21 protein-coding genes are annotated in these 26,598 nt (G+C 74.7%); 8 read left to right on the top strand and 13 right to left on the bottom strand.

Features of this window, described 5'->3' with window-relative positions:
* Positions 1 to 23: 23 nt before the first annotated feature.
* The 9 genes from QSK10_RS30915 to QSK10_RS30875 form a co-directional block, all read right to left on the bottom strand.
* Entirely contained in the window at positions 24 to 1,346 is a 1,323-nt protein-coding gene (locus QSK10_RS30915) for an MFS transporter (RefSeq protein WP_285666957.1), read from the bottom strand.
* Positions 1,343 to 2,644, bottom strand: a complete 1,302-nt coding sequence (locus QSK10_RS30910) for an FAD-dependent oxidoreductase (protein ID WP_285666956.1) — start codon at positions 2,642 to 2,644, stop codon at positions 1,343 to 1,345. Before QSK10_RS30910 ends, QSK10_RS30915 begins: the two co-directional genes overlap by 4 nt.
* Positions 2,641 to 4,668 carry a molybdopterin oxidoreductase family protein gene (locus tag QSK10_RS30905; protein ID WP_285666954.1) on the bottom strand — a complete coding sequence of 676 codons (2,028 nt, stop codon included), beginning with the start codon at positions 4,666 to 4,668 and terminating at the stop codon, positions 2,641 to 2,643. Before QSK10_RS30905 ends, QSK10_RS30910 begins: the two co-directional genes overlap by 4 nt.
* A gap of 1 nt (position 4,669) precedes the next feature.
* Entirely contained in the window at positions 4,670 to 5,098 is a 429-nt protein-coding gene (gene paaI / locus QSK10_RS30900) for a hydroxyphenylacetyl-CoA thioesterase PaaI (RefSeq protein ID WP_285666953.1), read from the bottom strand.
* Positions 5,099 to 5,157: 59 nt separating this feature from the next.
* Positions 5,158 to 7,860 (bottom strand): AfsR/SARP family transcriptional regulator, encoded by a 2,703-nt coding sequence (locus QSK10_RS30895; RefSeq protein ID WP_285666952.1) that lies wholly within the window; start codon positions 7,858 to 7,860, stop codon positions 5,158 to 5,160.
* A gap of 2,682 nt (positions 7,861 to 10,542) precedes the next feature.
* A complete protein-coding gene (locus QSK10_RS30890; protein WP_285666951.1) occupies positions 10,543 to 11,760 on the bottom strand; it encodes a DUF2786 domain-containing protein in 1,218 nt (405 codons plus the stop codon).
* A gap of 1,174 nt (positions 11,761 to 12,934) precedes the next feature.
* Positions 12,935 to 14,392: an SDR family oxidoreductase gene (locus QSK10_RS30885; RefSeq protein ID WP_285666950.1), complete on the bottom strand. Its 1,458-nt coding sequence runs from the start codon at positions 14,390 to 14,392 to the stop codon at positions 12,935 to 12,937.
* Positions 14,393 to 14,401: 9 nt separating this feature from the next.
* Entirely contained in the window at positions 14,402 to 14,941 is a 540-nt protein-coding gene (locus QSK10_RS30880) for a DUF1697 domain-containing protein (RefSeq protein WP_285666948.1), read from the bottom strand.
* 10 nt (positions 14,942 to 14,951) lie between these two features.
* The gene (locus QSK10_RS30875; protein ID WP_432705384.1) at positions 14,952 to 15,869 is read right to left on the bottom strand and encodes a MerR family transcriptional regulator; all 918 of its coding nucleotides are present in this window, start codon (positions 15,867 to 15,869) and stop codon (positions 14,952 to 14,954) included.
* 108 nt (positions 15,870 to 15,977) lie between these two features.
* Between QSK10_RS30875 and QSK10_RS30870 the strand changes: the two genes are divergently transcribed.
* The gene (locus QSK10_RS30870) at positions 15,978 to 17,150 is read left to right on the top strand and encodes a cryptochrome/photolyase family protein (protein WP_285666946.1); all 1,173 of its coding nucleotides are present in this window, start codon (positions 15,978 to 15,980) and stop codon (positions 17,148 to 17,150) included.
* A gap of 73 nt (positions 17,151 to 17,223) precedes the next feature.
* Here the strand turns inward: QSK10_RS30870 and QSK10_RS30865 are convergent, their stop codons facing one another.
* On the bottom strand, positions 17,224 to 19,281 hold the full coding sequence (locus QSK10_RS30865; protein ID WP_285666944.1) for an MMPL family transporter: 2,058 nt from the start codon (positions 19,279 to 19,281) through the stop codon (positions 17,224 to 17,226).
* 71 nt (positions 19,282 to 19,352) lie between these two features.
* Here QSK10_RS30865 and QSK10_RS30860 point away from each other — a divergent pair, with 71 nt between their 5' ends.
* From QSK10_RS30860 to QSK10_RS30835, 6 genes are all read left to right on the top strand, one after another.
* Positions 19,353 to 19,886, top strand: coding sequence for a MarR family winged helix-turn-helix transcriptional regulator (locus QSK10_RS30860; RefSeq protein ID WP_285666942.1), 534 nt, complete (start codon positions 19,353 to 19,355; stop codon positions 19,884 to 19,886).
* A gap of 21 nt (positions 19,887 to 19,907) precedes the next feature.
* Positions 19,908 to 20,501 carry an ECF RNA polymerase sigma factor SigK gene (sigK, locus tag QSK10_RS30855; protein ID WP_432705383.1) on the top strand — a complete coding sequence of 198 codons (594 nt, stop codon included), beginning with the start codon at positions 19,908 to 19,910 and terminating at the stop codon, positions 20,499 to 20,501.
* A complete protein-coding gene (locus QSK10_RS30850; RefSeq protein ID WP_285666939.1) occupies positions 20,498 to 21,229 on the top strand; it encodes an anti-sigma factor in 732 nt (243 codons plus the stop codon). Before sigK ends, QSK10_RS30850 begins: the two co-directional genes overlap by 4 nt.
* Positions 21,230 to 21,307: 78 nt before the next feature.
* A complete protein-coding gene (locus QSK10_RS30845; RefSeq protein ID WP_285666937.1) occupies positions 21,308 to 21,739 on the top strand; it encodes a DUF4383 domain-containing protein in 432 nt (143 codons plus the stop codon).
* Positions 21,732 to 22,355 carry a fasciclin domain-containing protein gene (locus QSK10_RS30840; protein WP_285666936.1) on the top strand — a complete coding sequence of 208 codons (624 nt, stop codon included), beginning with the start codon at positions 21,732 to 21,734 and terminating at the stop codon, positions 22,353 to 22,355. The genes QSK10_RS30845 and QSK10_RS30840 overlap by 8 nt, the downstream gene beginning before the upstream one ends.
* A gap of 97 nt (positions 22,356 to 22,452) precedes the next feature.
* Entirely contained in the window at positions 22,453 to 23,919 is a 1,467-nt protein-coding gene (locus QSK10_RS30835; RefSeq protein WP_285667209.1) for a molybdopterin-dependent oxidoreductase, read from the top strand.
* A gap of 14 nt (positions 23,920 to 23,933) precedes the next feature.
* On the opposite strand, the gene QSK10_RS30830 is transcribed toward QSK10_RS30835, so the two are convergent.
* On the bottom strand, positions 23,934 to 24,401 hold the full coding sequence (locus tag QSK10_RS30830; protein ID WP_285666935.1) for an RrF2 family transcriptional regulator: 468 nt from the start codon (positions 24,399 to 24,401) through the stop codon (positions 23,934 to 23,936).
* 82 nt (positions 24,402 to 24,483) lie between these two features.
* Here QSK10_RS30830 and QSK10_RS30825 point away from each other — a divergent pair, with 82 nt between their 5' ends.
* Complete coding sequence (locus tag QSK10_RS30825; protein ID WP_285666933.1) at positions 24,484 to 25,233, top strand: SDR family oxidoreductase; 750 nt, start codon at positions 24,484 to 24,486, stop codon at positions 25,231 to 25,233.
* Positions 25,234 to 25,272: 39 nt separating this feature from the next.
* Here the strand turns inward: QSK10_RS30825 and QSK10_RS30820 are convergent, their stop codons facing one another.
* Both QSK10_RS30820 and QSK10_RS30815 read right to left on the bottom strand, forming a co-directional pair.
* Positions 25,273 to 25,563 (bottom strand): DUF427 domain-containing protein, encoded by a 291-nt coding sequence (locus tag QSK10_RS30820; RefSeq protein ID WP_285666932.1) that lies wholly within the window; start codon positions 25,561 to 25,563, stop codon positions 25,273 to 25,275.
* 36 nt (positions 25,564 to 25,599) lie between these two features.
* Entirely contained in the window at positions 25,600 to 26,445 is an 846-nt protein-coding gene (locus QSK10_RS30815) for a hypothetical protein (protein ID WP_285666930.1), read from the bottom strand.
* Between the last annotated feature and the right edge of the window lie 153 nt (positions 26,446 to 26,598).

The following is a 26,598-nucleotide window of genomic DNA, read 5'->3' as shown; positions in this document are numbered from 1 at the left end:
CGGAGGCCGGGACGCCCGCCGCTTCAGACCCCGCTGGTCGCCAGGCTGCCGACCGTGGCCAGCACCCGGCGGCGCAGGTAGAACCACCAGTTGACCACCGCGAAGACGGCGTACCCGCCCAGGAACACGTACATCGCCAGCTCGATGCCGCCGGTCGCGGCCAGCGATCCGGCGAAGCCGCGCGGGATGAGGAACCCGCCGAAGGCTCCGATGGACGAGGCGATGCCGATCGCGGCGGCGGCCTCGCGCTTGGCGGTGACCAGCGCGGTGGCGGGGGCCGTCCCGGTGTCGATGGCGTCGCGGGCGCGGGCGGCGAAGATCGCCGGGATCATCCGGTAGGTCGAGCCGTTCCCGGCGCCGCTGGCGATGAACAGCAGCAGGAACGAGCCCAGGAACAGCGGGAAGCTGTGCGCGCCCAGCCCGAACAGCGCTCCGGCGACACCGGCGGCCATCACCGCGAAGGACCAGCCGGTCACGCGCGCGCCGCCGACCCGGTCGGCGAGCCAGCCGCCGGCGGGCCGCGCCAGCGAGCCGACGAGGGCGCCGAGGAACGCGAAGTAGCTCGCCTTCGACTCGGGAAAGGCGCGGTTGATGACCAGCGGGAAGGCCGCCGAGAAGCCGATGAAGGAGCCGAAGGTGCCGATGTAGAGGAAGGACATCACCCAGGTGTGCATCCGCTTGAAGGCCCGCCCCTGCGAGGCGAAGTCGGTCTTGACCTCGGCGAGGTTGTCCATGCCGACCAGGGCCAGCACGGCCGCCAGCACGATCAGCGGCATCCAGAACAGCCCGGTCAGCACCGCGGCGAGACCCGCCAGCAGCGGCACGACGAGCTGGACGACGGCCACGCCGAGGTTCCCGCCGGCCGCGTTGACGCCGAGGGCGGAGCCCTTGAGCCGCTCGGGGTAGAAGTAGGAGATGTTGGCCATGGACGAGGCGAAGTTGCCGCCGCCGAGCCCGGCCGTGGCCGCCGCGAGCAGCAGCAGCCAGTAGGGCGTGGTGGGATCGGTGACGCACCAGGCGAGCAGCCCGGTGGGGATCAGCAGCAGCAACGCGCTGGCCACCGTCCAGTCGCGGCCGCCGAAGCGGGCCACCGCGAAGGTGTAGGGCAGGCGCATGGCCGCCCCGCACAGGTTCGGCACCGCCACCAGCCAGAACAGCTGGTCGACGGACAGGTCGAAACCGGCCTTCGGGAGGTAGAGCACCACCATGCTCCACAGCAGCCACACGGTGAAGCCCAGGTGCTCCACGAAGATGGAGTAGGCCAGGTTCCGCGAGGCGACCCGGCGTCCGGTGTCGCGCCAGAAATCGGGGTTCTCCGGATCCCAGTGCCGGATGGTGCGGTTCATGCGCTCTCTCCTTCGAGCCGGGCGATCAGGTCGGCGATCCGGTCGCGGCAGTCACCGCAACCGGTTCCGGCGCGCGTGGCGGCGGCCGGGTCGGGGGCGCCCGCGCGCCAGGCGTCCACAAGGAACGCCCGGGTCACACCGGCGCAGCGGCACACGAGCCCGCCCGCCGGGGCCGCGCCGGCGGGCAGCGCGCGGCCGAAGAGCAGGGCGAGCCGGTCGGCGGGCGCGGGCGCGCCGGTGGCGTGCAGGTCGGCCAGGTGCGCGGCGGCGTCGGGCAGGCCGAGCAGGACCGCGCCGCCGACCCGGCCGTCCACGATGGACAGCGCGCCGTAGCGCCCGCCCGCCGGGTCGCTGAAGCGCAGGGCGTCGGGGTCGAGGCGGCCGAAGGCGGTGAGGTCGACGCCGGACGCGCGCAGCCGCGTGACCGGCGGCTCGGGGACGTCGCGGCGCTCGCCGCCGGTGAGCCGCTCGGCGAGCACGTCGGCCTGCCGCCAGGCGTGCGCGACCAGGCCCGGCGCGCCGCGGACGCAGTCGCCGATCGCGTACACGCGCGGGTCGCTCGTGCGCAGCCCGTCGTCCACGATCACGCCGCCGTCGACGGCGAGCCCGGCGCGTTCGGCCAGTTCGGTGCGGGGCCGCACGCCGGTGGCGGCGATGACGATCGCGGCGGGCAGGAAGGTCCCGTCGTCGAGTTTGAGGCCCTCGCCGGGTTCGTGGCGCACGGCGGTGGCCCCGGCCAGGACGCTCACCCCGTGGTGGCGGCACTGCCGTTCCAGCACCGCCGAGGCGGTGTCGTCCAGGACGCGCTCCAGGAGCCGCCCGGCGGGCTGGACGACGGTGACGCGCGCCCGCATCGAGGCCAGCGCGAGCGCGGTCTCCAGCCCGAGGACGCCGCCGCCGAGCACGGCGATCTCCGTGCCGGGCCGGACCTCGGCGGCCAGCGCGAGGTGGTCGTCGAGGGTGCGCAGGACGCGCGCGTCGAGGTTCTCCACCGGTGGCGTCCACGGCCGCGCGCCGGTGGCCAGGACGAGGACGTCGTAGGGCAGGCCCGTCCCGTCGGCGAGGGTCACCCGCCGCGCCCGCGGGTCCACATCGGACACCGCGACGCCGAGCCGGGCGGTGCCGCCGCCGGTGAGGGCGACGTCGTCGGCGGTCAGGGTCCCGGTGAGCACCTTGGCCAGCAGGAGCCGGTTGTAGGCGGGCCGGGGCTCCTCCCCCACGACCGTGACGTCGTGCCCGCCGAGGCGTTCGGCGAGGCGGGCGGCGGCCATGCCGTATCCGGCGATGACGATCCTCATGGCCGTTCCAGGCGGACGGCGGCGACCTTGAACTCCGGCATCCGGCTCACCGGGTCCAGCGCGGGGTGGGTGGCCAGGTTGGCGCGCTGCTCCCCGGGGAAGTGGAAGGGCGCGAAGAGGGTGTCGGCGCGGATGCCGGTGGTGCAGTGGACGCGGGCGGTGAAGGCCCCGCGCGCCGAGACCACCCGGGCCAGGTCGCCGTCGGCGAGCCCGGCGCGGGCGGCGGTGTCGGGGTGGACCTCGACGCGCATCTCGGTGGCCAGCTCGGGGACGCGGCGGGTCTGCGCGCCGGACTGGTACTGGGCCAGGACGCGGCCGGTGGTCAGCCACAGTGGACGGTCCGGGGTGAGCGCCTCGGCGGGTCCGGTGTGCTCGGCCGGGCGCATGCGGGCGCGCCCGCCGGGATGGGCGAAGCCGTCCAGGAACAGCCGGGGCGTGCCGGGGTGAGCGGCGTCCGGGCAGGGCCAGTGCAGGGCCTCGCCCGCGCGCAGCCGCTCGTAGGTCACCCCGGAGTAGTCGGCGAGGCCGCCCGCCGAGGCGCGGCGCAGCTCGGCGAAGACCTCCTCCGGCTCGTCGGGGAAGCGCTCGGCGGGCTGCCCGAGCCGGACGGCGAGCTCGCGCAGGATCCGCAGGTCGCCCATGGTCCCCGGCGGCGCGGGGTAGGCGCGGCGGCGCAGCAGGACGCGTCCTTCGAGGTTGGTCATGGTGCCGTCCTCCTCGGCCCACTGCGGCACCGGCAGGACGACGTGCGCCAGCCGCGCGGTCTCGGAGGGCACCAGGTCGGCGACCACCAGCAGGTCCAGCGCGGACAGCCGACGGTGGATCCTGGCGCTGTCGGGGGCCGAGACCGCCGGGTTGCTGCCGAAGACGATGAGGGCGCGCGGCCCGCCGGGCTCGCCGAGGGCGTCCAGCAGCTCGAAGGCGGAGCGGCCCGGGCCGGGCAGCGACTCCGCCGGGACGCCCCAGACGCCCGCGACGTGGGCGCGCGCGGCCGGGTCGGTGATGGAGCGGTAGCCGGGCAGCTGATCGGCCTTCTGCCCGTGCTCGCGGCCCCCTTGCCCATTGCCCTGGCCGGTGAGGCAGCCGTAGCCGGAGCCCTCGCGGCCGGGCAGGCCCAGGGACAGGGCCAGGTTGATCCAGCCGGTGACCTGGTCGACGCCGGTGGCGTGCTGCTCGGTGCCGCGCCCGGTGAGCAGGTAGGCGCGCTCGGCGCCGGCGAGGATCTCCACGGCGGCGCGCAGGTCGGCGGCGGCCACGCCGGTGACCGCCTCGGCGCGCTCGGGCCACCACCCGGCCGCCACCCGCCACACCTCGGCGAAGCCGGTGGTGCGGGCGTCCAGATAGGACTTGTCGGCGTGGCCTTCGGCGACGGCGATGTGCAGCATCCCCAGTGCCAGGGCCAGATCGGTGCCGGGGCGGGGACGCAGGCGCAGCGCGGCCAGCTCAGCGGTGGCCGAGTCGCGGGGGTCGACGGTGATCAGCCCGCCCCGGTCGCGGGCCCGGCGCAGGTGCCGCACCAGCGGCGGCATGGTCTCGGCGACGTTGGCGCCGACCAGCATCACCGCGTCGGCGGCGGCCAGGTCGGTGACGGGGAACGGCAGTCCCCGGTCGACGCCGAAGGCGCGCAGCCCGGCGGCGGCCGCCGAGGACATGCAGAACCTGCCGTTGTAGTCGATCTGGGCGGTGCCCAGGGCCACCCGGGCGAACTTGCCGAGCAGGTAGGCCTTCTCGTTGGTGAGCCCGCCGCCGCCGAAGACGGCGACCGCGTCGGGCCCGTGCTCGGCGCGGATCGCCAGCAGCCGCGCGGCCACCGCGTCCAGCGCCTCGTCCCAGGTGGACGCGCGACCGTCCACAGTGGGCGTACGCAGACGCTCGGGGTGGTCCAGCAGCGCCGTCGCCGACCAGCCCTTCCGGCACAGCGCACCCTCGTTGACCGGGAAGGACCGCGCGGCCACCGCCGGTCCCGGCTCCAGCGACATCCCGCACTGGAGCGCGCAGTACGGGCAGTGCGTGGGCACGCCCATGTCAGGTCAGCCCGGCGAAGGGGTTCCCGGCGAGGGTCACGCTGGCGCCCCGGAACTCCGCGATCGCCTCGCCGTCGCGGGTCACCGTCACGTCGTAGAGCCCGGCGCGGCCGATCCGGGACCGCTCGCGCGCCTCGGCGACCAGCGTGTCGCCCGGCTCGGCGTGCCGCAGGAACATCACCTGCGCCGACTGCGCCACGGTGACCGGGCCGTAGGAGTTGCAGGCGAAGGCGAAGGCGGCGTCGGCCAGCAGGAACAGGTATCCACCGTGGACTATGCCGTGGCCGTTGACCATGTCGGCGGTGGCGGTCATGGAGACCACCGCCCGTCCCGGCGCGGCCTCGTCGAGGGCGATGCCGAGGGACCGGCAGGTCAGGTCCCGGGCGTGCATCTCCTTCGCGGGCGTCGCCTCGGCGCTGGAGCGGGGCATCGATCCTCCTGTGGGGCCGGCTGTCCGGCGAGCGTGTCAGCCGGCCCCACAGATCCGCTTCAGATCGGGTACGTTTCCGCCGCGTCCAGGTCCAGGCGGGGCGGGACCATGTCGCGCCTGCGCTGCGCGGGGATCGCCACGCCCGCGGCGGCCTCGCGGACCCGCAGGGCCCGGCTCACCGCGATCAGCGCGCGCGACAGCGCCCGGTCGGCGGGCGTCACGCGCGGCACGTCCAGCGAGCGGTCCAGGTGGTCCAGGTACTCGTCGGCCAGCTGCTGGTCGAGGTAGACCCAGCCGCGGTCGAAGCGCCCGAAGCGGTCGCCCTGCGAGCCGATCGCGGCCTGGCACAGGATCACCGCCTGCGCGAAGCGCTCGTGGCCCCGGTCCAGGGCACCGGCCCGCACCAGCACCTGCGCGTAGCCGAGGAGGGCGATGGCGTAGGCGATCGGCTCGCGTCCCGGGTCGAGGTAACGCAGCGCGCTCTCCACGGCCTCCCGCGCCTCGGCCTGGCGCGACTGGCGGGCCCGCACCAGGCCGAGGGCGAAAGAGGCCGCCGACGGCAGGCGGCCGTGCCCGGCGTCCAGCAGCTCGGCGGCCAGCGCGAGATGCCCCTCGGCCCCGTCGAGCCGCGCCGGATCGCCGAGCAGGACCAGGCCCAGCCGGGCGTGGGCCTCGCCGACGGCGCGGCGGTCGTCCAGCTGCCGGGCGGCGGTCAGGCCCAGTTCGGCGGTCTCCGGGTCGAGATCGGCGCCCGCGGTGTGGGTGAGCGAGACCAGCCGCCACGCGGTGCGCAGGTCCCGGTCGGCGGCCCAGGCGATCACGGCGGCGAGGTTGCCGCTCTCGGCGCGCACGAACCGCGCGGCCGAGGCGGCGTCGGCGAACGGCGACCACTCGGCGTGCCCGGCCACCGACGGCCACTCGCGCAACGGCTCGGCCTCGCGCGCCAGCGCGTCGAAGACCGCCAGGTACCAGCGGGACACCCGCTCCTCGACCACCGCCCGGTCCGGCAGGCGGCGGCCGCAGCGGCGCGCGTGCCGGCGCACCATCTCGTGCAGCCAGTAGCGGTCCGGGCCGGTCTCCACGACGAGGTTGGCCGCCAGCAGCTCGTCCAGCAGCCGCCGCGCGCGCAACACCGAGGTGCCCGAGGCCGCCGCGGCCAGCGCGAGACTCGCCGTGGCACCGGGCAGCAGACCGAGTTGCGCGAACAGGCGCGCGGCGGCGGGATCCAGCTCGTCGTGGGTCTCGGCGAGCGCGCCGCGCACCGTGCGGGGATCGTCGGCGACCGACAGGACGTCGACGCGTTCGCGCAGCTCCTCGGCGAAGGACGGCAGCGACTGCAGCCGCCGCGCGGCCAGCGTCGCCCCCGCCAGCCGCAGCGCCAGGGGCCACCCGCCGCACAGTTCGACGATCTCGGCGGCGCCGGGCCCGCGCAGCCGGTCGGCGCCGACGATGGCGCGCAGCAGGTGCCCGGCCGCGTCCTCGCCGAGCGGGTCCAGCGCCAGGGTCCGCACGGCGTGATGCGCGGCGAGCGCGGCGAGCCGGTTGCGGCCGGTGGCGACGACGACGCTGCCGGGCGTCGGCGGCACCAGCGGCAGGATCTGCCCGGCGCCGGAGGCGCCGTCGGCGACGACGAGGACGCGGCGGCCGTGCGTGAGCGTCCGGTACAGCGCGGCCCGCTCGTCCACGCTCACCGGGAGCTGCTCGGCGGCCACGCCCAGGGCGAGCAGGACCGAGCCGAGCGCCGCGCCCGGCGACAGCGGATCGGCGGCGCCGCGCAGCTCCACGTAGATCTGGCCGTCGGGGAAGCGGTCGGCCACCGCGTGCGCCCAGCGCACCACCAGCGCGGTCTTGCCGATGCCACCGGCGCCGCAGACCACCAGGACGCGCGGTTCGTCGCCGTCGCCGGGCAGCGCGGCGGTCAGCGCGTCGAGCTCGGCCTCGCGGCCGGTGAAGTGGCCGGAGCTGGCCGGCATCTGCGCCGGTCGCGGCTCATCGCGCGAGACCTCCGGGGCGGGCCGGGTGGCCGGGGAGGGCTCGCGCCGGGGCCGCTGCTCGCCGCGCAGGATCATGGTGTGCAGTTCGCGCAGGTCGGCGCAGGGCTCGCCGCCGAGTTCGTCGGCGAGGCGCTCGCGCAGCGCCTGATAGGCGCGCAGGGCGTCCGCCTGCCGGTTGCTTCGGTAGAGGGCGGTCATGAGCTGCCCGGCGAGGCGTTCGCGCAGCGGGTGGGCCGCCACGGCGGTGAGCAGCTCGCCGACGATCTCCTTGTGCCGGGCCAGGGCGAGCTCGGCGTCGAAACGGTCCTCCATCAGTCCCGCGCGCAACTCGGCGAGGCGGACCCGGTCGGCGTCGACCCCCGGGGCCGAGATGCCGTCTAAGGGCTCGCCGCGCCACAGGCCCAGCGCGCGGCGCAGCCAGTCGGCGGCCTCGGCGGGGTTCTCGGCGCGTCCGGCCCGTGCGGCGAGGTCTTCGCAGCGCGCGAGGTCGGCGGCGCCGTCCGGCAGGTCGAGCAGATACCCCGGATGGCGGGTGATCAGGACGTCGCCCAGTTTGCGGCGCAGGGTCGACACCAGCCCCTGTACCCGGGAGCGCGGGGCGGCCGGGGGCCGTTCGCCCCACAATCCGTCGATGATCCGCTCGGTGGACAGCACCGTCCCCGGGGAGAGAGCCAGCAGGGCGAGCAGGTTCCGCTCCAGCGGCGCCAACGGCACGCCGGTCCCGCTCGCCAGGACCTCGACGGGTCCCAGTAGGACTACCTCCAGCAACGTAGCTTCCTCGCTATCGTGGCGACATAAATCTCGCGTGCGAACATGGCCCATCGGGCCGCCACCCCCGTGGACGACCACCTGGAACGATTCGATTATCGAAGGCATACGACCTTCGACAGGAGGTCGATTATCACCCAATCGGCGGGCCGCCGAAAGAACTCGTTCGACTCTTTTTGCCGGGCGTGCGGCCACACTTTATGAATACGTCCGCACTACCACTGAGTACCGGATCCGAAGTGATCTTCACAGTCGCGCGTTCACCCATTCGGGCAAGGGTTAATGGCGCGCGAGCCCACCGCGGGCGCGGCCCCGCCGTCCCGGCCCCGGACGGACCCGCCGGGGCCGACCCAGCGTCCCCGCTCCGACGGAACGGCGGTACCTGCGCCTTCATGATCAGTTCAGTGAACCGGTGGCCGGGAGAACTCTGAACGGTGAAGGTGACGGTGGTCCTTCCGGTTACCGATCGCGGTCGGTTACATTTGTGTTGCGGAACGCCGACATCACCACTCTTCGGACGCCCAGAATCCGGCATACCCCGCAGACTACCGCCGCACCGTCCTCAAAACTGCATCACCGCATCCTTGCGACAGCACCTCCCGATCGGGCCGGGATCAGTCCAGGATATTATCCGATAAAGCCCGCAGAGTTGATCTTTTTGGACTTTGCCCGCGCAATTCCGCCATGGCCACCATCGGTGGTTCATGCGGATTTCGCGCAATTTGGCCGAACGTCGAGGCGGTGCGGCGCGTAGCGGAACCACCGCCGCGAGGGGCGCGACGGCGTCCCACTAAAGGCCGAGTCCGGCCCGGAACGCGACGGCCCGACAATGATCAACATTGGCGCCGGGGAGCGGATTGATCACTCCGGAATGGGTGATCACCGGGCCCGATCACACCTGGCCCCACCCGCCGATCGAACCCGACGGGCGGTTCGGCCCACCGGCTCGCGGGCGGGAATTTTCGCGGATGCGGATTCGCGCGCACTTGCGGGTGGAGTGGCGAGTGCGGCAGTGGGTGGAGTGGAGGTGGCGGCGGGATTTCCGGCGGACTCCGGCGATATGCCGAGCCGATGACCCGCGGCCGGCCGTGACCCACCCCCGGCCGCTCCGGGCCTCTGGGAGTAAGACCCGGGGCGGCGGCGCGCCCTGGCGACGGAAGCGCGTTGCCGCCAGTGTAGGTGAGAATGGTTATCAGTTCTATCCCCTCGGGGGTGGATGTTCGCCCGTGTCCAGCATGTGGACCAGCTCGCGTACCCGCCCGACGCGGACGCCTACACCGGCACTGGCACCGGCACCGGCACCGACGATGTGGGGAGGCCACGCGGCACCATGCCGTGGCGAGCCGCCACTGGCGGTGCGGTTGGCCGGGCCGAGCACCGCACCTGGCCACAGCGGGCCGCGTCACGCCCGGCCAGGGAGACGATCCCGGGCGGCGCGCTCCACCACCCGAGCCACCCGAACCCAGACTGCACCGGGCCGCGTCACGCCCAGCCGGGTGGCGCGATCCCAGGACGGCACGCTTCACCAGGCCGAACCGCCCAAGCCCAGGCCGCACCGCACCTGGCCGGGTGGCGCGATCCCCGGGGCAGCGGCCACGCGGCGCCGCGCTTCACATGGCGTGAAGTGGGGCTTCGTGTGATTTGAGCCGGTACGGCCCGGCCGGTGCCGCCTGGCATCGCGTGACTTGGCGTGGCTCGGTGCGGCCTCCCACCGCACGGCTCGGTTCGGCGCCACCTCGCGTGGCGTGGCGTCGCTTCGCGTGGCGCGCAGCCCGGAGCGGCTGCTGCCACGGACCCGGCTCGGCACGGCCCAACTCGGCGCGTCCCGGCGAGATGAGGCAAGCCCGCTCGGGCTCGGCTCGGCGTCACCCGGCGCCGCGCTTCACATGAGGTGGCGCGGGGCTTCGTGTGACTTGAGCCGGTACGGCCCGGCCGGTGCCGCCTGGCATCGCGTGACTTGGCGTGGCTCGGTGCGGCCTCCCACCGCACGGCTCGGTTCGGCGCCACCTCGCGTGGCGTGGCGTGGCGTCGCTTCGCGTGGCGTGGCGTGGCGTGGCGTCGCTTCGCGTGGCGTGGCGTCGCTTCGCGTGGCGCGCAGCCCGGAGCGGCTGCTGTCACGGCCTCGGCCCGCTCATCGCGGCGCCACGGCGAGGTGAGGCAAGGCCCGCTCGGGCTCGGCTCGGCACCACCCGGCGTGGCGTCATGTGGCCCGCCTCGGCGTGCCGTGGTGTCGCGTGGTCTGGGCTTGCGCCTGGTGCGGCCCGGTGCCGCGTGCAAGGCTCAGCTCAGCGCGGCGTGGAATACCGCTGCGTGACCTGGGCTTATGCGGCCTGGGCCGTGGTCTGAGCCGGGGCCTGGGCTTCCGTGACCTCGCGTCAGGTGATCCGGCCCAGCCCACCCCGGCCTCGTGCGGCGTGGGTCGGCTCGGCAGCGCCCGGTCGGCCTGTCGCGTGACCTGCCCCGGCCCTACGACTCGGCGCAGCTCCGCCCGGCCCGGCACGCACTACCTGACTCGGCGGGGGCGGGCCAACACGGCCCGGCGCGAGGTGGCGCCGTGCAATGTGGCTCGGCTCGGCTCGGCTCGACCCGATCCAGCCCGGCCCGGCTCGACCCGATCCAGCCCGGCCCGGCCCGGCTCGACCCGGTCCGGCTCGACTCAGCCCTGCCCTGCCCTCTGTCCCGCTATCCCCGTACCGCTCCCGCGCTCCCCCGCAGTGCCGCGCGGTCGGCGGCCTCGCGTCCGGCGGCCCAGCCGTGGCCGTCTCGCACGCGTACGCGCTGGGAGCGCAGGCGGCCGAACATCGCGTCGACGGCCTTGTCGACCTTCTCCTCGCGCGCGGCGAGCACGGGCAGGAGATCGGAGTCCGCCGTTTCCGCGACGGCTTCCTCCACCGCGCTCTCGGTCGCCGCCGAGAGGCGTTCGCGGATGCGGGTCGCGTAGGCCACCAGGAACGAGTGCCGGAACGACTTCGTGCGCGCGGCGCCGTGCCGGTGGTGGGCGTCGCCCGCGCGGGACATCGCGGCGGTGGCCTGCACCAGCAGCGAGGTGTAGAGCAGGTCGACGGCGTCCAGGTCGGCGTCGAAGCCGATGACGGTGCAGAAACCGAACTCCTTCGACCACACCGCGCGGCAGCGGTTGGCGTCGGCCACCGCATCCAGCAGCATCGTCTTCGGGCCGTCGTAGGGCGCGTCGACGCCGATCCGCAGCGCGGCGGGCGCGTCGGGGGACGCGTGCCCGGCGGCGAGGCGGGCCTCGTCGATGCTGTGGCGGGCCATCAGCTCCTGCGCCTTGCCGGTGAGCGCCTCGGCCTCCTGCGGGAAGTCGGTGGACTCGGCCTTCGCCAGCAGCGCGCGGATCCGCGCCAGCATCGGCGAGTCGCCGGTGACCGGCTCCGACGCGCGGCGCGGCGCACCCCCCGGAGCCGCGCCCACGGGAGTGATGACGGGCAGCAGCCCCCACACACGCAGCAGTTCGAGGACGGCGGTGGCGATCGCGAACCGGTCGAGCCGGTGCGCCGCGGCGAATCCGGGCAGGTACGCGTCATCGCCGTCCCACCACACGTCGGCGGACAGCTCGCGCAGCTCACCCAGCCAGCGCCGGTCCAGCACCGCCGGAGCATGCCGGCGCCCCTCGGCGGCGATCAAGTCGACGGCGAGCGCCACATGGACGGCGGCCAGCTCACGACGCGCGACCCGCGCGAGATCGGCGGGGCGCCACCCGGCGTCCCAGAGCCGCCCGAGCTCGGACTCGGCGTGCGCGAGCAACTGCCGGCCCACCCCGGGCCAGGACGCCTCGGACGCGGCGAGCGTGGACGCGCCGAGGTCGAGCGCGAGATCGAGATCCCGGTCGGTGGCGGCCAGAACGCGGTGGGCGGCCGCGGTGACCAGGTTCTCGCTCACTTCGTGTCCCCCTGTCGGTTCGAAGGCAATGATGCCCGAGGGCGAGGTGGGACCGCCCGGGTGTGTGACGGATGTCGGGTTCGCGAGACCACACGCGGCACCGAACCCGCCGACTCGGGACGAGGCCGAGCCGCCCAGGCCGCGCATGCGCCCATGCGCCCATGCGACGAAGGCACCGCATCGCCCACCCGGGTCACGGCCAGCCCGCCCAGGTCACGCCACCACACACACGCCACCCTCACCCACGGCCCGAACCCGCGCGGACCACGGCACCGCCGCACCGCAGCACCAGCGCCATCCCGCCGAGGCCGCGCCGCCACGTCACGGAGCCGCGCCCCGCCCCGCCTCGCCTCGCCTCGCCAGGGGCAGTGTTTCAGCAGGTCACGCGCGACGTGCGCACCGCCGAACCAGCACGGACCACGGCACCGCCACACGCTCGCCATGCGACCAGGGCCGCGCCGCAACATCACAGAGCCGCAACCCGCCCCGCACCGCGCCATCCCGCCCCGCACCGCCTGGCCTGGGGCAGGGGCAGGGGCAGGGGCAGGGGCAGTGTTTCAGCAGGTCACGCGCGACGTGCGCAGCGCCGAACCTGCACGCTGGCCGAGCCACTCACACCACGCACCACACGATGCGGCGTACTCGCCACATACGGCAAGGTCACGTGCTGCAAGTAGGCATCGTGCGATGCGCTGCACCGAAGGCCACCGCCACACGACGCCGCCGTTGCTCTGCGAGAGTCACGAACCCTGGTCACGGGTCAGGGCTCACAGCTCACAGCTCACAGCTCACAGCTCACAGCTCACAGCTCACAGCTCACAGAGTCATTGGAGCTTGCGGGCTTGGCTTGCGGGCCTGCACGCGGTCTTGCGGCTTGCGGGCTTGGGGGCTTGCAGGCCCGCGGGCTTGCGGGCTTGCGGGCTTGCGGCTTGCGAGCCTGGCTTGCGGGCTTGGGGGCTTGCGGCGCCTCGTCCCACCCCAGGTCCACCCCGCCCCACCCACCCCCCGACGGCACCGCCGCGATGTCCCCCACCCGCGCCGCCCCGGCAAGCCCCGTGAGCGGATGGCCATCGCGCTGCGGAGACATCACCGTCCCGCCCCGTTTCCGCAGGTCACGCGCGACATACGCCCCATCGACCCGACCCGACCCGGCCCGACACCGCGCCCAACCCCCTCACCCCTCCCCCTCCGCCGCCCGCGCGATGTTCCGCGCCATCCCCCCGAACACCACCGCGTGGAACGGCCACACCGCCGCCCAGTACGCGTGCCCCGCGATCCCGCGCGGCAGGAACACCGCCCGCTGCCGGTAGCGGCTGCCGCCGTCCCCGGCCGGTTCCGCGCGCAGTTCGAGCCACGCGCGGCCGGGCAGGCGCATCTCGGCGCGCAGGCGCAGCAGCTCGCCGGGGACGAGTTCCTCCACGCGCCAGAAGTCGAGGGCCTCGCCGACGCGCAGTCGCCGGGGGTCGCGGCGGCCGCGGCGGAGTCCGACGCCGCCGACGGCGCGGTCGAGCCAGCCGCGCGCGGCCCACGCGAGGGGAAAGGAGTGCCAGCCGTTGCCGCCGCCGATGGCCTCGATGACCCGCCACAGGCGCTCGGGCGGGGCGGCCACGTCGCGCTGCCGGACGTCGGTGTACACCGTCCCGCCCGACCACGCGGGATCGGAGGGCAGTGGTTCGGCGGGCGCGCCGAGGACGGGCGCGTTGACCCAGCTGGTCTCCACGTCGGCGTCGCGGACGCGGCGCAGCGCCAGCCGCACGGCGGTCTCGAAGCCGGTGAGCCCGCCGGGCGAGTCAGGGACATACCGGGCGATGTCGTGTTCGCGGCAGACCGCCTCGTGGACGAGCCCGGCGACGAGCGGCCGCGCGATCGCGTTCGGCACCGGCGTCACCAGCCCCACCCAGTGCGCCGACAGCCCGGGGCTGAGGACGCCGACCGGCAGCAGGACGCGCCCGCGCAGTCCGGCCACGCGCGCGTATCCGGCGATCATGTCGGCGTAGGCGAGGACGTCGGGCCCGCCGATGTCGAAGGCGCGGTCGACGTCCGGGGGGAACGCGTCGGTGGCGGCGACGAGGTAGTGGAGGACGTCGCGGACGGCGATGGGCTGCACGCGGTTGCGGACCCAGCGGGGCGTCACCATGACCGGCAGGCGTTCGGTGAGGTGCCGCAGCATCTCGAAGGACGCCGAGCCGGAGCCGATGATGACCGCGGCACGCAGCACCACCGCCGGGACGGGCGCGTCGAGGAAGATCCGCCCGACCTCCTGCCGGGACCGCAGGTGCGCCGAGGCGGTGGAGCCGACGGCGGGCCCGCCGAGGTAGACGATCCGGCCGACACCGGCGGCTTCGGCGGCGCGGGCGGTGTTGCGGGCCCCGGCGCGGTCGGCGGCCTCGAAGCCGGGCCCGCCCATGGAGTGCACGAGGTAGTGGACGACGTCGACGCCGTCCATGGCCGCGCCGAGCCCGGCGCCGGTGGTCACGTCGCCGGTGACGACCTCCACGTCGGCGCGCCACGGCACGTCCCGCAGCCGGTCGGGCGAGCGGGTGAGGCAGCGGACCTCATGCCCGGCCGCGAGGAGTCTGGGGACGAGCCGGCCGCCGACATAGCCGGTGGCCCCGGTGACGAGGCAGCGCACACCTTGAGCCTAAGCGCCGGTGATCTCCGCGAGGGCTTTCACGGTGTTCCAGTTGCGGCTGGTCGCGCGCAGCCCCTTCACCAGGCGCGGGCGGGCGAGTTCGACACCGAGTTTCGACACGCCGAGCCCGTCGGGGGCGTACAGGTAGACGGCCTTCTCGCCGAGCCGGTAGTCCTCGGGCGCGTACGCGGCGGCGTCGACGGCCGCGAAGCGCTCGCCGGGCTCCTCCGACAGGAACGTCACGTGGAGCTGTTTGCCCTCCAGCTCGTCGGCGGGGAAGGGGCAGGCGGCGATGACGCGACGCAGGTAGGGGCCGTCGACGACGAGGGTGTCGATGGGGAACCCGAAGTGCCCGGCGAGGGCCTCCTCCACGCGCAGGGTCAGCTCGGCGGCGTCGCCGGTGGCGGTGAAGGTCGCGTTGCCGCTGTTGAGGTACGTGGTGACGTCGGTGTACCCGAGCCCGCTGAGGACGTCGCGCAGCTCGGCCATCGGCACGCGCTTCTTGCCGCCCACGTTGATCCCCCGCAAGAGGGCCGCGTATCTGGTCATGACCGCACTCTCACACATCCGCCGCGCGCAGGACGAGGGTCATCGCCTCCTCCAGGCTCGCGGGAGTGAGGACGCCCGGCGGCGGCGCGGGCCAGCCCGGCCCGGCCGCGGCGACGAGCACGCCGGACGCCTGGAGCCGCGCCAGCTGCGCGGGATCCCCGGTCGCGGCGGCGTGCGACCACACGATGACGAGGGCGGGGCCGGTGCGGGCGACGGCGGCGGCCAGCGCCTCGGGCGGGACGCGCGCGCCCAGCATCCGCACCGACAGCCCGCGCTCGGCGAGCGCGGCGGCGAGGGCTTCGAGGGGCAGGCTGTGCTGTTCGTCGTCGGCGCAGGCGAGCAGGACGGGCGCGGGTGGCGCGGTGGGGCGCGGGACGGCGGCGAGGGCCTCTCCGGCGCAGCGGGAGAGGAGGTGCTCGACCTCGACGTGGCGTCCGGTGGCGGCGTGCCGGTCGCCGACGCCGGTGAGGGCGGGGCGCAGGAGCCCGTCCCAGGTGGCGGGGACGCCGTGGACGGCGAGGTGGCGGGCGAGGGTCTCGCGGACGGCGGTGACGTCGAGCCGGAACGCGGCGGCGATGAGTCCGCGTACGGCGGCGATGGGCGAGACCGGTGGGGGCGCGGGCGGCGCGCCGGACATGGGCAGCACGAGCGTGCCCGGCGGTGGGGCCAGGGTGGTGGGGGCGCCGTGGCCGAGGGCGGCCGGCGGTACCGCGCTCACTCGCCGGGCCGCCTCGGCGGCGGGGACGCCCCGGGAGGTCAGGCGGCACATCAGCTCCAGCCGCGCCAGGTCCGCCTCGCGGTACCTGCGGTGCCGTCCGGCGGCGTGCCCGCCGGGCCCGAGGCCGTAGCGGCGGTGCCAGGTGCGCAGGGTGGTGACCGCGACGCCCAGTCGGCGAGCGGCCTCCCCCGCGCTCAGTCCTTCAGTCAAAACGGCAATCTCCGGTTCACAACACGACACCTTAACCACGGCTCCCTTATGGCCCGATGCACTACGCTGGGCACATTGCGTCGATTCGTGCGTCGATTGGCCTGGCTCATGCGTACCGTGATGGTCGTCTTCACCCGGGACCTGCGGGTGCGGGACAACCCGGCGCTGGCCACGGCGTGCCGGGTGGCGGATCGGGTGGTGCCGCTGTTCGTGGCCGATCCGGCGATCGAGGCGCCGCCGGGGCGCGCGCGTTTCCTGCTGGACGCGCTGACCGACCTGCGCGCGTCGCTGCGGGATCTCGGGGGCGATCTGCTGGTGCGGCGCGGTGATCCCGCCGAGGTGATCGCGCGGACCGCGCGGGAGGCGGGAGCCTCGCAGGTGGCGATGGCCGAGGACGTCAGCGCGTACGCGCGGCGCAGGCAGCGGCGGGTGGGCGAGGTGGCCGAGCTGCGGCTGTTCCCGGGGGTGACGGTGCTGCCCGCCGGGGCGGTGCGCCCGGCCGGGGGCGATCACTACAAGGTCTTCACGCCGTACTGGCGGTCGTGGTCGGCCTCGCCGTGGCGCAAGCCCGAGGAGGTGCCCGCGCGCGTCGTGCTGCCCGAGGGCTGGAGGGGCGACGATCCGCGCGCGGTCCTGGGCGAGGCGCCGCCCGCCCCGGTGACCGGCGGTGAGTCGGCGGGCCTGGCGCGGCTGGAGGACTGGGCGCCGCGCGCGGGCGACTACGCCGGCCTGCACGACGCGCTCGCCGAGGACGGCACCTCGCGGCTGAGCCCGTACCTGCGCTTCGGGTGCGTCTCGCCGCTGGAGCTGGCGACCGACCCGCGCGTGCCGGAGGCGTTCGTGCGGCAGCTGTGCTGGCGGGACTTCTACCACCAGCTGCTGGCGGCGTTCCCGAGGCTGGGCACCGAGAACTTCCGGCCGGGGGCGCGTGAGGACTGGGCCGACGACCCGGAGGGCCTGGCCGCGTGGAAGGCGGGCGAGACGGGCGTCGCGCTCGTCGACGCCGGTATGCGGCAGCTGCTGGCCGAGGGCTGGATGCACAATCGCGCGCGCATGGTCACCGCGTCCCATCTGACGAAGACGCTGGGCGTGGACTGGCGGGAGGGCGCGGCGTGGTTCGCCCGGCACCTCCTCGACGCCGACGTGGCCAACAACTGCGGCAACTGGCAGTGGACGGCCGGTACCGGCACCGACGCCCGCCCGCACCGGCGCTTCAACCCCGAGCGGCAGCGTGAGCGCTTCGATCCCGAGCGCGTGTACGTAGACCGCTGGAGAGCCTGACGCCGGGGACGACGCGAGCCGCGCGCCGTCCCGCCGAGGGGCCGCCGGTCGGGGCGCACCGGCGGCCCCTTCGTCACTTCCCGAGGCGGGCCGGCCACCAGATCCGCCGTCCGATGTCGACGGCGAGCGCCGGTACCAGCAGGGAGCGCACGATCAGCGCGTCCAGCAGGACGCCGAAGGCGACGATGAAGGCGATCTGCGCCAGGAACAGCAGGGGCAGCACGGCCAGGGCGGAGAAGGTCGCGGCCAGCACGACCCCGGCGGAGGTGATGACGCCGCCGGTGGCGGTGAGTCCGCGCAGGGTGCCCTCGCGGGTGCCCAGGCGGACCGATTCCTCGCGGACGCGCGTCATCAGGAAGATGTTGTAGTCGATGCCGAGGGCGACCAGGAACACGAAGCCGAACAGCGGCACCACGGGATCGGCTCCGGGGAAGCCGAAGATGTGCTCGAAGACCAGCGCGGAGACGCCCATGGTGGCCGCGAAGGACAGCACGACGGTGCCGATGAGCAGCAGCGGCGCCACGAGCGAGCGCAGTAGCAGCGCGAGCACCGCGAAGATCACCACGAGCACGATGGGGATGATCAGGGCCCGGTCGCGGCGGGAGGTGTCCTGTGTGTCGAGCTGGACGGCGGTGGGCCCGCCGACGAGCGCGTCGGCGCCGGGCACGGCGTGGACGGCCTCGCGCAGCCGCCGGACGGTGTCGACGGCGGCCTCGGAGTCGGCCGGGTCGCTCAGGATGACGTCGAGGCGCGCGAGCCCGTCGGCGACGCGGGGTTTCCCGTCGCGCCCGAGGGCGGGCGCGGCCGACTCGACGCCGTCCACGTGCGCGGCGGCCAGGACGGCCCCGGCGGTTTCCTGGCGGGCGATGACGATGGTCGGCGCGCCGGAGCCGCCGGGGAAGTGCCGGGACAGCAGGTCCTGCCCGGCCACCGATTCCACCTCGCCGAGGAAGATGTCGGACTGGGCGGTGCCCTCGGCCTTGAGCTGACCGGCGAAGGCCGCGCCGAGCAGCAGCACCACGGCGGTGAGGGCCCACACGGCGCGGGGGCGGCGTTTGACGAGCGCGGCGACGCGCGCCCACAGCCCGCCGGTCTCGGGGTGCGGTGAGCCGACGGCGGGCCGTTTCGGCCAGAACGCGCTCCGGCCCAGCAGGGCCAGCACGGCGGGCAGGAACGTCACCGAGGACAGGAAGGCCGCGGCGATGCCGATGGCGGCGACCGGCCCGAGGGCCCGGTTGCTGTTCAGGTCGCTGAAGAGCAGGCACAGCACGCCCAGGACGACGGTTCCGGCGGAGGCGGCGATCGGCTCGATGGTGGCCTTCCAGGCCTTGCGCAGCGCGGCGTGCCGGTCGGCGGTGTCGCGCAGTTCCTCGCGGAAGCGCGAGACGAGCAGCAGCGCGTAGTCGGTGGCGGCGCCGAAGACGAGGATGAACAGGATGCCCTGGCTCTGCCCGTTCAGGTCGAGCCTTCCGCTGTCGGCCAGCACGTAGACGGTCAGCGCGGCCACCGCCAGCGCGAAGGCCGAGGAGGTCAGCACCACCAGCGGCAGCAGCGGTGAGCGGTAGACGGCGATGAGGATGAGCCCGACCACCGCGGCGGTGACCAGCAGGAGCAGCCCGTCGACGCCCTTGAAGGCCGCGCCCAGGTCGGCCAGCTGCGCGGCGGGCCCGGTGACCATGATCGTGAGCCCGTCGGGGTGTGTCGCCAGCTGCGCGCGGATCGCCTCCACGGCCTGGCGCGGGTGCGCGGGGATGGCCACGGTGATCCGCCCGGCGTCGGGGATCAGGACGGCGGGCGCGGCGGTGCCGTGCGCGGCCAGCGCGGCAGGCAGGCCCTCCAGGTAGGCCCGGTCGCCGGGGGTGAGCCCGCCGGGGCGTTCGGCGACGATGACGGCGGGGATCGCGGTGCGGTCGTCGAACTTCTTGAGCAGCGTGGCGACCTCGGTGGCCTCGGCGGAGGCCGGCAGGAACGCCGAACCGTCGTTGACGGTGACCTCGCTGAGTTTGCCCGCGTAGGGCCCGGCGAACCCGCCGAGGGCGAGCCAGGCGAGCACGATGAGGGCGGGGACGAGCCACCTCGCGGGTCGGCGCTTCGCGGGGGCGTCGGTGGGGGCAGGATTGACGGTGGCCATCGGCGAATCTTTCGATCGTCGAAACTTTCGATCGTCGAAATGATAACCACGGGACGGAGAGGACGAACCAGGTGCCCGAGACAGCGCCCGAAGAGGTGCCCGACGCGCTACTGGTGCGCCTGCTGCGGCGGTTCACCGTGGAGTCGGGGCGGTTCGTGGAACTCTTCGGCGAGGCGCACGGCCTCCACCGCACCGACCTCAACGCCATGGCCGTCATCCTGGACGCCGGGCTGCGCGGCGAGTCCGTCACGCCCGGCCGCGTCGCCGAGGCCCTGCGCCTGAGCCCCTCGGCCACCACCGCCGCCCTGGACCGGCTGGAGGCCGCCGGGCACCTGCGCCGCTCCCGCGACCCCGCCGACCGCCGCCGGGTCGCCCTCGAACTGCCCGAACGCGCCCGCGAGCTCGGCGGCCGCTTCTTCCTGCCGCTGGCCCGCGAGTACGCCGAGGCCTGGCGCGGCTTCGACGAGCGGGAGCGCGCGGTCATCGCCCGCTTCCTCGCCGCCAGCATCGAGGCCACCGAGCGCGCGCACACCGACATGCCGCATCCGGGCCCATCCGGGCGCCGGGCGGCTCCGAACCACGGGGAGAACCCACGACGCGAATGAACGCCTAGACGGGAGTGACCCGTGAGAGCCCTGCCCGAGCCCGGACGTCCGGGCTCAGCCGACGCCACGACACCGACCCCCGAGGAACTGATGGCGCGGATCGCGCGCGGCGACGAGGACGCCTTCGCGTCCCTCTACGACCTGCTCGCCCCGCGCGTGTGCGGCCTGGCCCGGCGCGTGGTCCGCGACCCCGCGCAGGCCGAGGAGGTCGCCCAGGAGGCGCTGGTGGAGATCTGGCGCCACGCCGCCCGCTTCGACCCGGGCCGCGGCTCGGCGATCGCGTGGGCGCTCACCCTCACCCACCGCCGCGCCGTCGACCGCGTCCGCAGCGCGCAGGCCGGCGCCGAACGCGAATCGCGCGTGGCCGCCGCCTCCGGCGAGATCGCCTTCGACCAGGTCAGCGAGGCCACCCTGGGACGCCTGGAGCGCCAGCAGCTGCGCCACTGCCTCAAACGCCTCACCGAACTCCAGCACGAGTCGATCGCGATGGCCTACTACGGCGGGCTCACCTACCCCCAGGTGGCCTCGGTGCTCGGGGTCCCGCTGGCCACCGTCAAGACCCGGATGCGCGACGGGCTCATCCGGCTCCGCGACTGCCTCGGGGTGGGACGATGAACGACGACGCGCACACCCTGACCGGCGCCTACGCCCTCGACGCGCTGGACGACATCGAACGCGCCCGCGCCGAACGCCACCTGCGCGACTGCCCGTCCTGCGCCGCCGAGGCCGCCGAACTGCGCGCCACCGCCGCGCGCCTGGCCGACGCGAGCGCCACCGCTCCCCCGCCCGGGCTGCGCGAACGCGTCCTGCGCGAGGTCGCCGGGACCCGCCAGCTGCCGCCGCGCACGGCCCGCGAACCGCTACGCGAGACGCCCGCCGCGCGCCGCTGGCGCGTCCGCACCGCCGTCGCGGTCGCCGCCGTCATCCTCGCCCTGGGCACCGCCGCCGGGACCTGGGCGATCCAGGAGGACCGCGTCCGCGACGCCCGCGAGCAGGCCGAGCAGCTGCGCGGCGAACGCGAGCGCGTCGCCGCCGTCCTCGCCGCGCCCGACGCCGCCACCTCCACCGTGCCCGCCGGCGACGGCGGGCAGATGGTCGTGGTGTCCTCCCGCTCGCTGGACGCCGTCGTCGTCACCCGCGTGGGCATGCCCGCGCTCGCCGCCGACCGCGCCTACCAGCTGTGGCTCGACATCGGCGGGCGCATGGTCAGCGCCGGGCTCATGCCGGGCGCCACCGCGCTCGTCGAGGGCATCGCCCCCGCCTCCCGCGTGGCCCTGTCCACCGAACCCGCCGGGGGTTCCCCGGTGCCGACCCACCCGGTCGGAATAGCGACTCTGAAATAGCGCCAATCCATTCCGTTCGCGGCGGCGAATACCCGGTGAGAACCAACCGGGCCCCCCGCCCCGAACGGAGGAACGACCATGAACGCAAGATCGCCGAATCGCATCGTCGGCGCGATCTTCGGCGCGGTTTTCACCCTCGTCGGACTGATCGGTTTCTTCTGGTCCGGCGGTCACGCCGCGATGGGACATGAAGGCGGCGCGATTCTCGGCCTCTTCGAGGTCAACGTCGCCCACAACATCGTGCACCTGGCCGTCGGCGCCGCCCTGCTGGCCGGATCGGTCCTCGGCACCCCGGCCGCGCGCGCCGCCAACGGCACCGTCGGCGCGGTCTACCTCGCCGTCGGCGTCGCCGGGCTGTTCCTCATCGGCACCGACCTGAACATCCTCGCGCTGAACGGCGCGGACAACGCGCTGCACCTCGTCGTCGGGGCCGTCCTGCTGGGCACCGCCCTGGGCCTCGACCGGCGGAGCGCCGGCGTCCATCACGATCAAAGGAAGTCCCATGCGTAAGTCCACCATCGCCGTCCTGACCGCCGTCACCGCGCTGGCCCTGGCCACCGCCGCCTGCTCCTCGGGCACCGACGACAAGGCCGGCGACACACCCGCCGCGCAGCCCACCACCGCGACGGCGCCCAAGGCCGACGGCGTGTTCGGCGCGGCCTGCGGCCAGATCCCGGCCGACCCCGGCAACGCCGGCAGCCTCGACGCGATGGCCAAGGTGCCCACCGCGACCGCCGCGAGCGGCAACCCGCTGCTGAGCACGCTCGTCACCGCCGTCGGCGCCGCCGACCTGGGCGACTCCCTCAACACCGCGCCGGCCATCACCGTCTTCGCGCCGGTCAACAGCGCCTTCGCGAAGGTCCCCGAGAAGGACCTCAAGGCCCTCCTCGCCGACAAGGAGGCCCTCACCGGCGTCCTCACCTACCACGTCATCGGCGAGCGCCTGGCGCCCGCGCAGCTGGCCGGTGAGCACACCACCCTCGAAGGCGACACGGTCAAGGTGAGCGGCTCGGGCGAGTCCTGGACGGTCAACGGGAACTCCATGGTCGTGTGCGGCAACATCCAGACCGCCAACGGCACGGTGTACCTGGTGGACACCGTGCTGATGCCTCCGGCGAAGAAGTAACCGCCGTCCGGGGACGGCCGAAAGGCCGTCCCCCGAGCATGGGAGCGCGTTCGTGAAACGATTCACCCGATGGTTCCGGCGCGCTTTCCCGGCGGCGATGATCGGTTTTCTCTCGGTGGCCGCGGGAATCGCGCTCGCCGAACTGTCCGCGGCGATCATCGGCATCACCGGCCCGGTGCTGAATCTTGGTTCGGCGATCATCGACGCGACTCCGACACCGGTCAAGGAATGGGCGGTGCGGTCATTCGGCACCGCCGACAAGACCATTCTGCTGGCCTCGGTCGCGGTGGCGCTGGGCGCGCTCGCCGCGGCCGTGGGCCTGGTGTCCCACCGCCATCGTGGACTCGCGGTGGCGGCGCTGTGGGCCTTCGCGGCCGTGGGCGCGGCGGTCTCGCTGACCCGGCCCGCCGCGGACGCGTGGGCCGCGCTGCCGCCGCTCATCGGCGCGCTGACCGGCACCGCGGTACTTGGGGCTTTGTCGCGGGCGCGCGCCGCCGCCCGGCCGGGTGGGGAACCCGGCCGGGCGGCCCGGCGGCGGTTCCTGATCACCTCGGCGGCGGTGGCCGCCGGGACCCTGGCGGGCGGCGCGGGCGCGCGGCTCGTCTCACGAGCGCGGGCGGCCGGGGAGACATCGCGGGCGCAAGTCCGGCTGCCCGCCCCCGCCTCACCGGCGGGGCCGCGGCTCGCGGAGGGCTTCTACACGCCCAACCGGGACTTCTACCGCGTTGACACCGCCCTGTCGGTGCCCCAGGTCGACGCCGGTGCGTGGCGGCTGCGCGTGCACGGCCTGGTCGGCGCCGAGCGCGAGTACACCTTCGCCGAGCTCCTGGCGCGTCCGCTGATCGAGCGGGACGTGACGCTGGTGTGCGTGTCCAATGAGGTCGGCGGCCCCTACCTGGGCACCGCGCGCTGGCTGGGCGTGCCGCTGGCGGAGCTGCTGGCCGAGGCGGGCGTGGCCCTGGACGCCGACCAGATCGTGGCGCGCTCGGCGGACGGGATGACCTTCGGGACGCCCACCCGCGCGGTCACCGACGGCCGGGACGCGATGATCGCGCTCGGCATGAACGGCGAGCCGCTGCCGCTGGAGCACGGCTTCCCCGCCCGGATGCTGGTGCCGGGCCTGTACGGCTACGTCTCGGCGTGCAAGTGGATCACCGAGCTGGAGGCGAGCCGTTTCGGCGACTTCGATCCGTACTGGGTGCGCCGCGACTGGGCGCGCGAGGCGCCGGTCAAGACCTCTTCGCGCATCGACGCGCCCCGGGCCCTGGCGGCGGTCCCGGCGGGCCGGGTGCGGGTCGCGGGCGTGGCGTGGGCACCGCACCGGGGTGTGCGGGCGGTGGAGGTGCGCGTGGACGGCGGCGAGTGGCGCCCGGCGGCGCTGGGCGCGTCCGCCTCGGCCGACACCTGGGCGCAGTGGACCTTCGACTGGGACGCCACGCCCGGGCGGCACGACCTCGCGGTGCGCGCCACCGACGGTTCGGGCGCGGTGCAGGATGAGCGCCGGGCCGCGCCGTTCCCCGACGGCGCCACGGGGTGGCATTCGATCGCGGTGCGGGTGTCCTAGATCCGTGCGAGCCGTCAGCCCTTCAGCTTCGAGCGCGTGCGGGCGGGCGCGGTGGCGGGCAGCGAGCCGAGGATGTCGGCGAGGCTGACCGCGTCCAGACTGGACCGCCAGGCCTGATGCGCCTCGGCCATCTTGGCCGCCAGGACGCACGTTTCCCGGCAGTCCGCGGCCGGGAGCGCGCCCTTGCCGGCCTGGCGGATCTCGCGGCACTCGTAGGGCGGGGCGGCGCCGTCGACGGCCTCCACGATGCGCAGCAGGGTGATCTCGGCGGCCGGGTGCGCGAGCCGGAATCCGCCGCGCGGGCCCGTCGCGGCGGTCAGCACACCGGCGTTCACCAGCGCCTTGAGCTGCTTGGTGAGGTAGGGACCGGGCAGGTCGTAGTAGGCGGCGAGCTGCGCGGCCGAGGCGCTGTCGCCCGGCTCCAGCTGCGCGAGGGTCGTCGCGCAGTGCAGGACCCATTCGGTGCTCACCGGCAGCTTCACCGCATGAGCGTATCATGGAGATTGCGGATCTATTTAGTCCATGATAGCCTGTGAGCGTTCGCCTACCGAGGAGTTGCACACCATGCGGATCGCCGTCGCCGGGGCCACCGGCAACATCGGAGCCCTCACCGTCGCCGAGCTCGAAGGCGCCGGCCACGAGGTCGTGCGCATGAGCCGCGGCGCGGGCGTCGACCTGGCAACCGGCGCCGGGCTCGACGAGGCCCTCGCCGGTGTCGGCGCCGTGGTCGACGCGACCAACCTCCAGGCCGCCGACCGCGAGTCGACCGTGGCCGCCTTCGGCACCGCCACGGCGAACCTGCTGGCCGCCGAGGAGTGCGCCGGGGTCCGCCACCACGTGCTGCTGTCCATCGCGGGCGTCCACCGCGTCGAGGGCAACGACCACTACTCCGGCAAGCGCGAGCAGGAGCGCCTGGTCACCGCCGGTCCGGTGCCGTGGACGATCGTCCCGGCCACCCAGTTCCACGACTTCGCCGGGATGGTCGCCTCCTGGGTCGAGCGGGACGGCGTCGCGGCCATCGCCCCGCTGCTGCTCCAGCCGATCGCCCCGGCCGACGTGGCCGCCGTCCTCGCCGAGATCGCCGCCGGGGAGCCGCAGGGACGCCACCGCGACGTCGCGGGCCCCGACCCGCAGGACATGATCGACATGGCCCGCCGCACCCTCGCCGCCGACGGGCGCACCGACGTGAAGCTCGTGCCGAGCTGGGACGCGGGCCTGTTCGGGGCCGAGATGGCCGGGAACGCGCTGCTGCCGGGCGAGGACGCGCGCATCGCGCCCACCACGTTCGACGAGTGGCTCGCGACCCGGAAGTGACGAAAGGGCCGCCCCTCGGGGCGGCCCTTTTCGCTCGGCTCAGGCGCCGGTGACCTCGACGCCCTTCCAGAACGCCACGTAGTCCTTCACGTGGTCGGCCTCGGGCTTGGTGTCCGGGTAGTACCAGGCGGCGTCCTCGTTGGACGCCCCGTCGACCACGACGGTGTAGTAGGACGCGGTGCCCTTCCAGCCGCAGACGGTGTGCGTCTCGCTGTCGCTGAAGTACTCCCGCTTGATCGAGCCGGGCGGGAAGTAGTGGTTGCCCTCCACGATGACGGTGTCATCGGATTCGGCGAGCACGGCGCCGTTCCAGGTCGCGCGTACGGTCATCGATCGCTCCCTATTCGTGGGTGTCCGGCTCCGAGCCTAGCCCGCCTCGGGGGTGGCGTCGGGCGTCCGGCCGCGCCGGGTGAGCAGCACGACGGTGGTGATGTTCAGCCCGGCGAGGGCGATGAGGAACAGTCCGGCGAAGGCGTCGCCGAGGTCGCCGGGCGAGATCACCGACACGATGGACGCGATGGCGTCCAGGCCCCACGCGAAGGAGCCGACGGCGGCGGCCGCGAGGCCGATGACGCGCGCGGCGACGGCCCCCATGGCCACGGGGACGCCCATGGCGCCGACCACGACGGCGGAGGCGATGCCGAGGGCGTCGGCGCCGAAGCCGAGGGTCAGCCGCGACCACAGCAGGATGAGCACGAGCAGGGCGGCGACGCCGGTGGCGATCATGACGGCGGGCACCGCCCTGGCCGGGCGCCACTCGTCCTGCTCGGGGACCAGGTCCCCGGCCCAGCCGAACCAGTCGCGGGCCTGGGCGGACATGAGGGCCACCGAGGCGGTCACCGCCAGGGCGGCGAAGCCGACGGCGAAGATGCCGATGAACAGGGCGATCGCGGCGCCCAGCCCGCCGGAGGAGAGGCCGAGGACGAACGCGACGGCCGCCGCCGCGCCGGTGAGGATCGCGATGGCGAGGCAGCAGCCGAGGGCGAGCCGGCGGATCCAGGCGCGCCCGGCGCGGAAGTTCACCGCGGCGAAGCCGGCGGCCAGGCCCAGCACCGCCAGGGCGCCGCCGGTCCACCCGATGACGTTCCCGGCGGCGAACCATCCGGCGGACAGTCCGCGCAGGAGGGTCAGCAGTGAGGCTCCGGCCAGGACGGCGATCATCGCGGTGGCGAGGATGACCCGGCCCGGCATCTGCGGACGGGGTGTGTACATGGGACCTCCAGGGGGTGCGGCGGCCATCCCCCGGCCGCCGTGCCATCGGAGTCTGCCAGACACGAAGCGTCCTCGGGTCCTCATCGGCGCGGCGCGGTGGTGACCGGTCCACAGTGTCCGGTCACTTCGCTGAGTTTCCGCCCCGCGCCGCGC

The organism is Actinorhabdospora filicis, from assembly GCF_030269765.1.
Taxonomy (GTDB): domain Bacteria; phylum Actinomycetota; class Actinomycetes; order Mycobacteriales; family Micromonosporaceae; genus Actinorhabdospora; species Actinorhabdospora filicis.
Note: the sequence above shows the minus strand (reverse complement) of the source record. Positions and strands in the feature narration are given on the sequence as shown.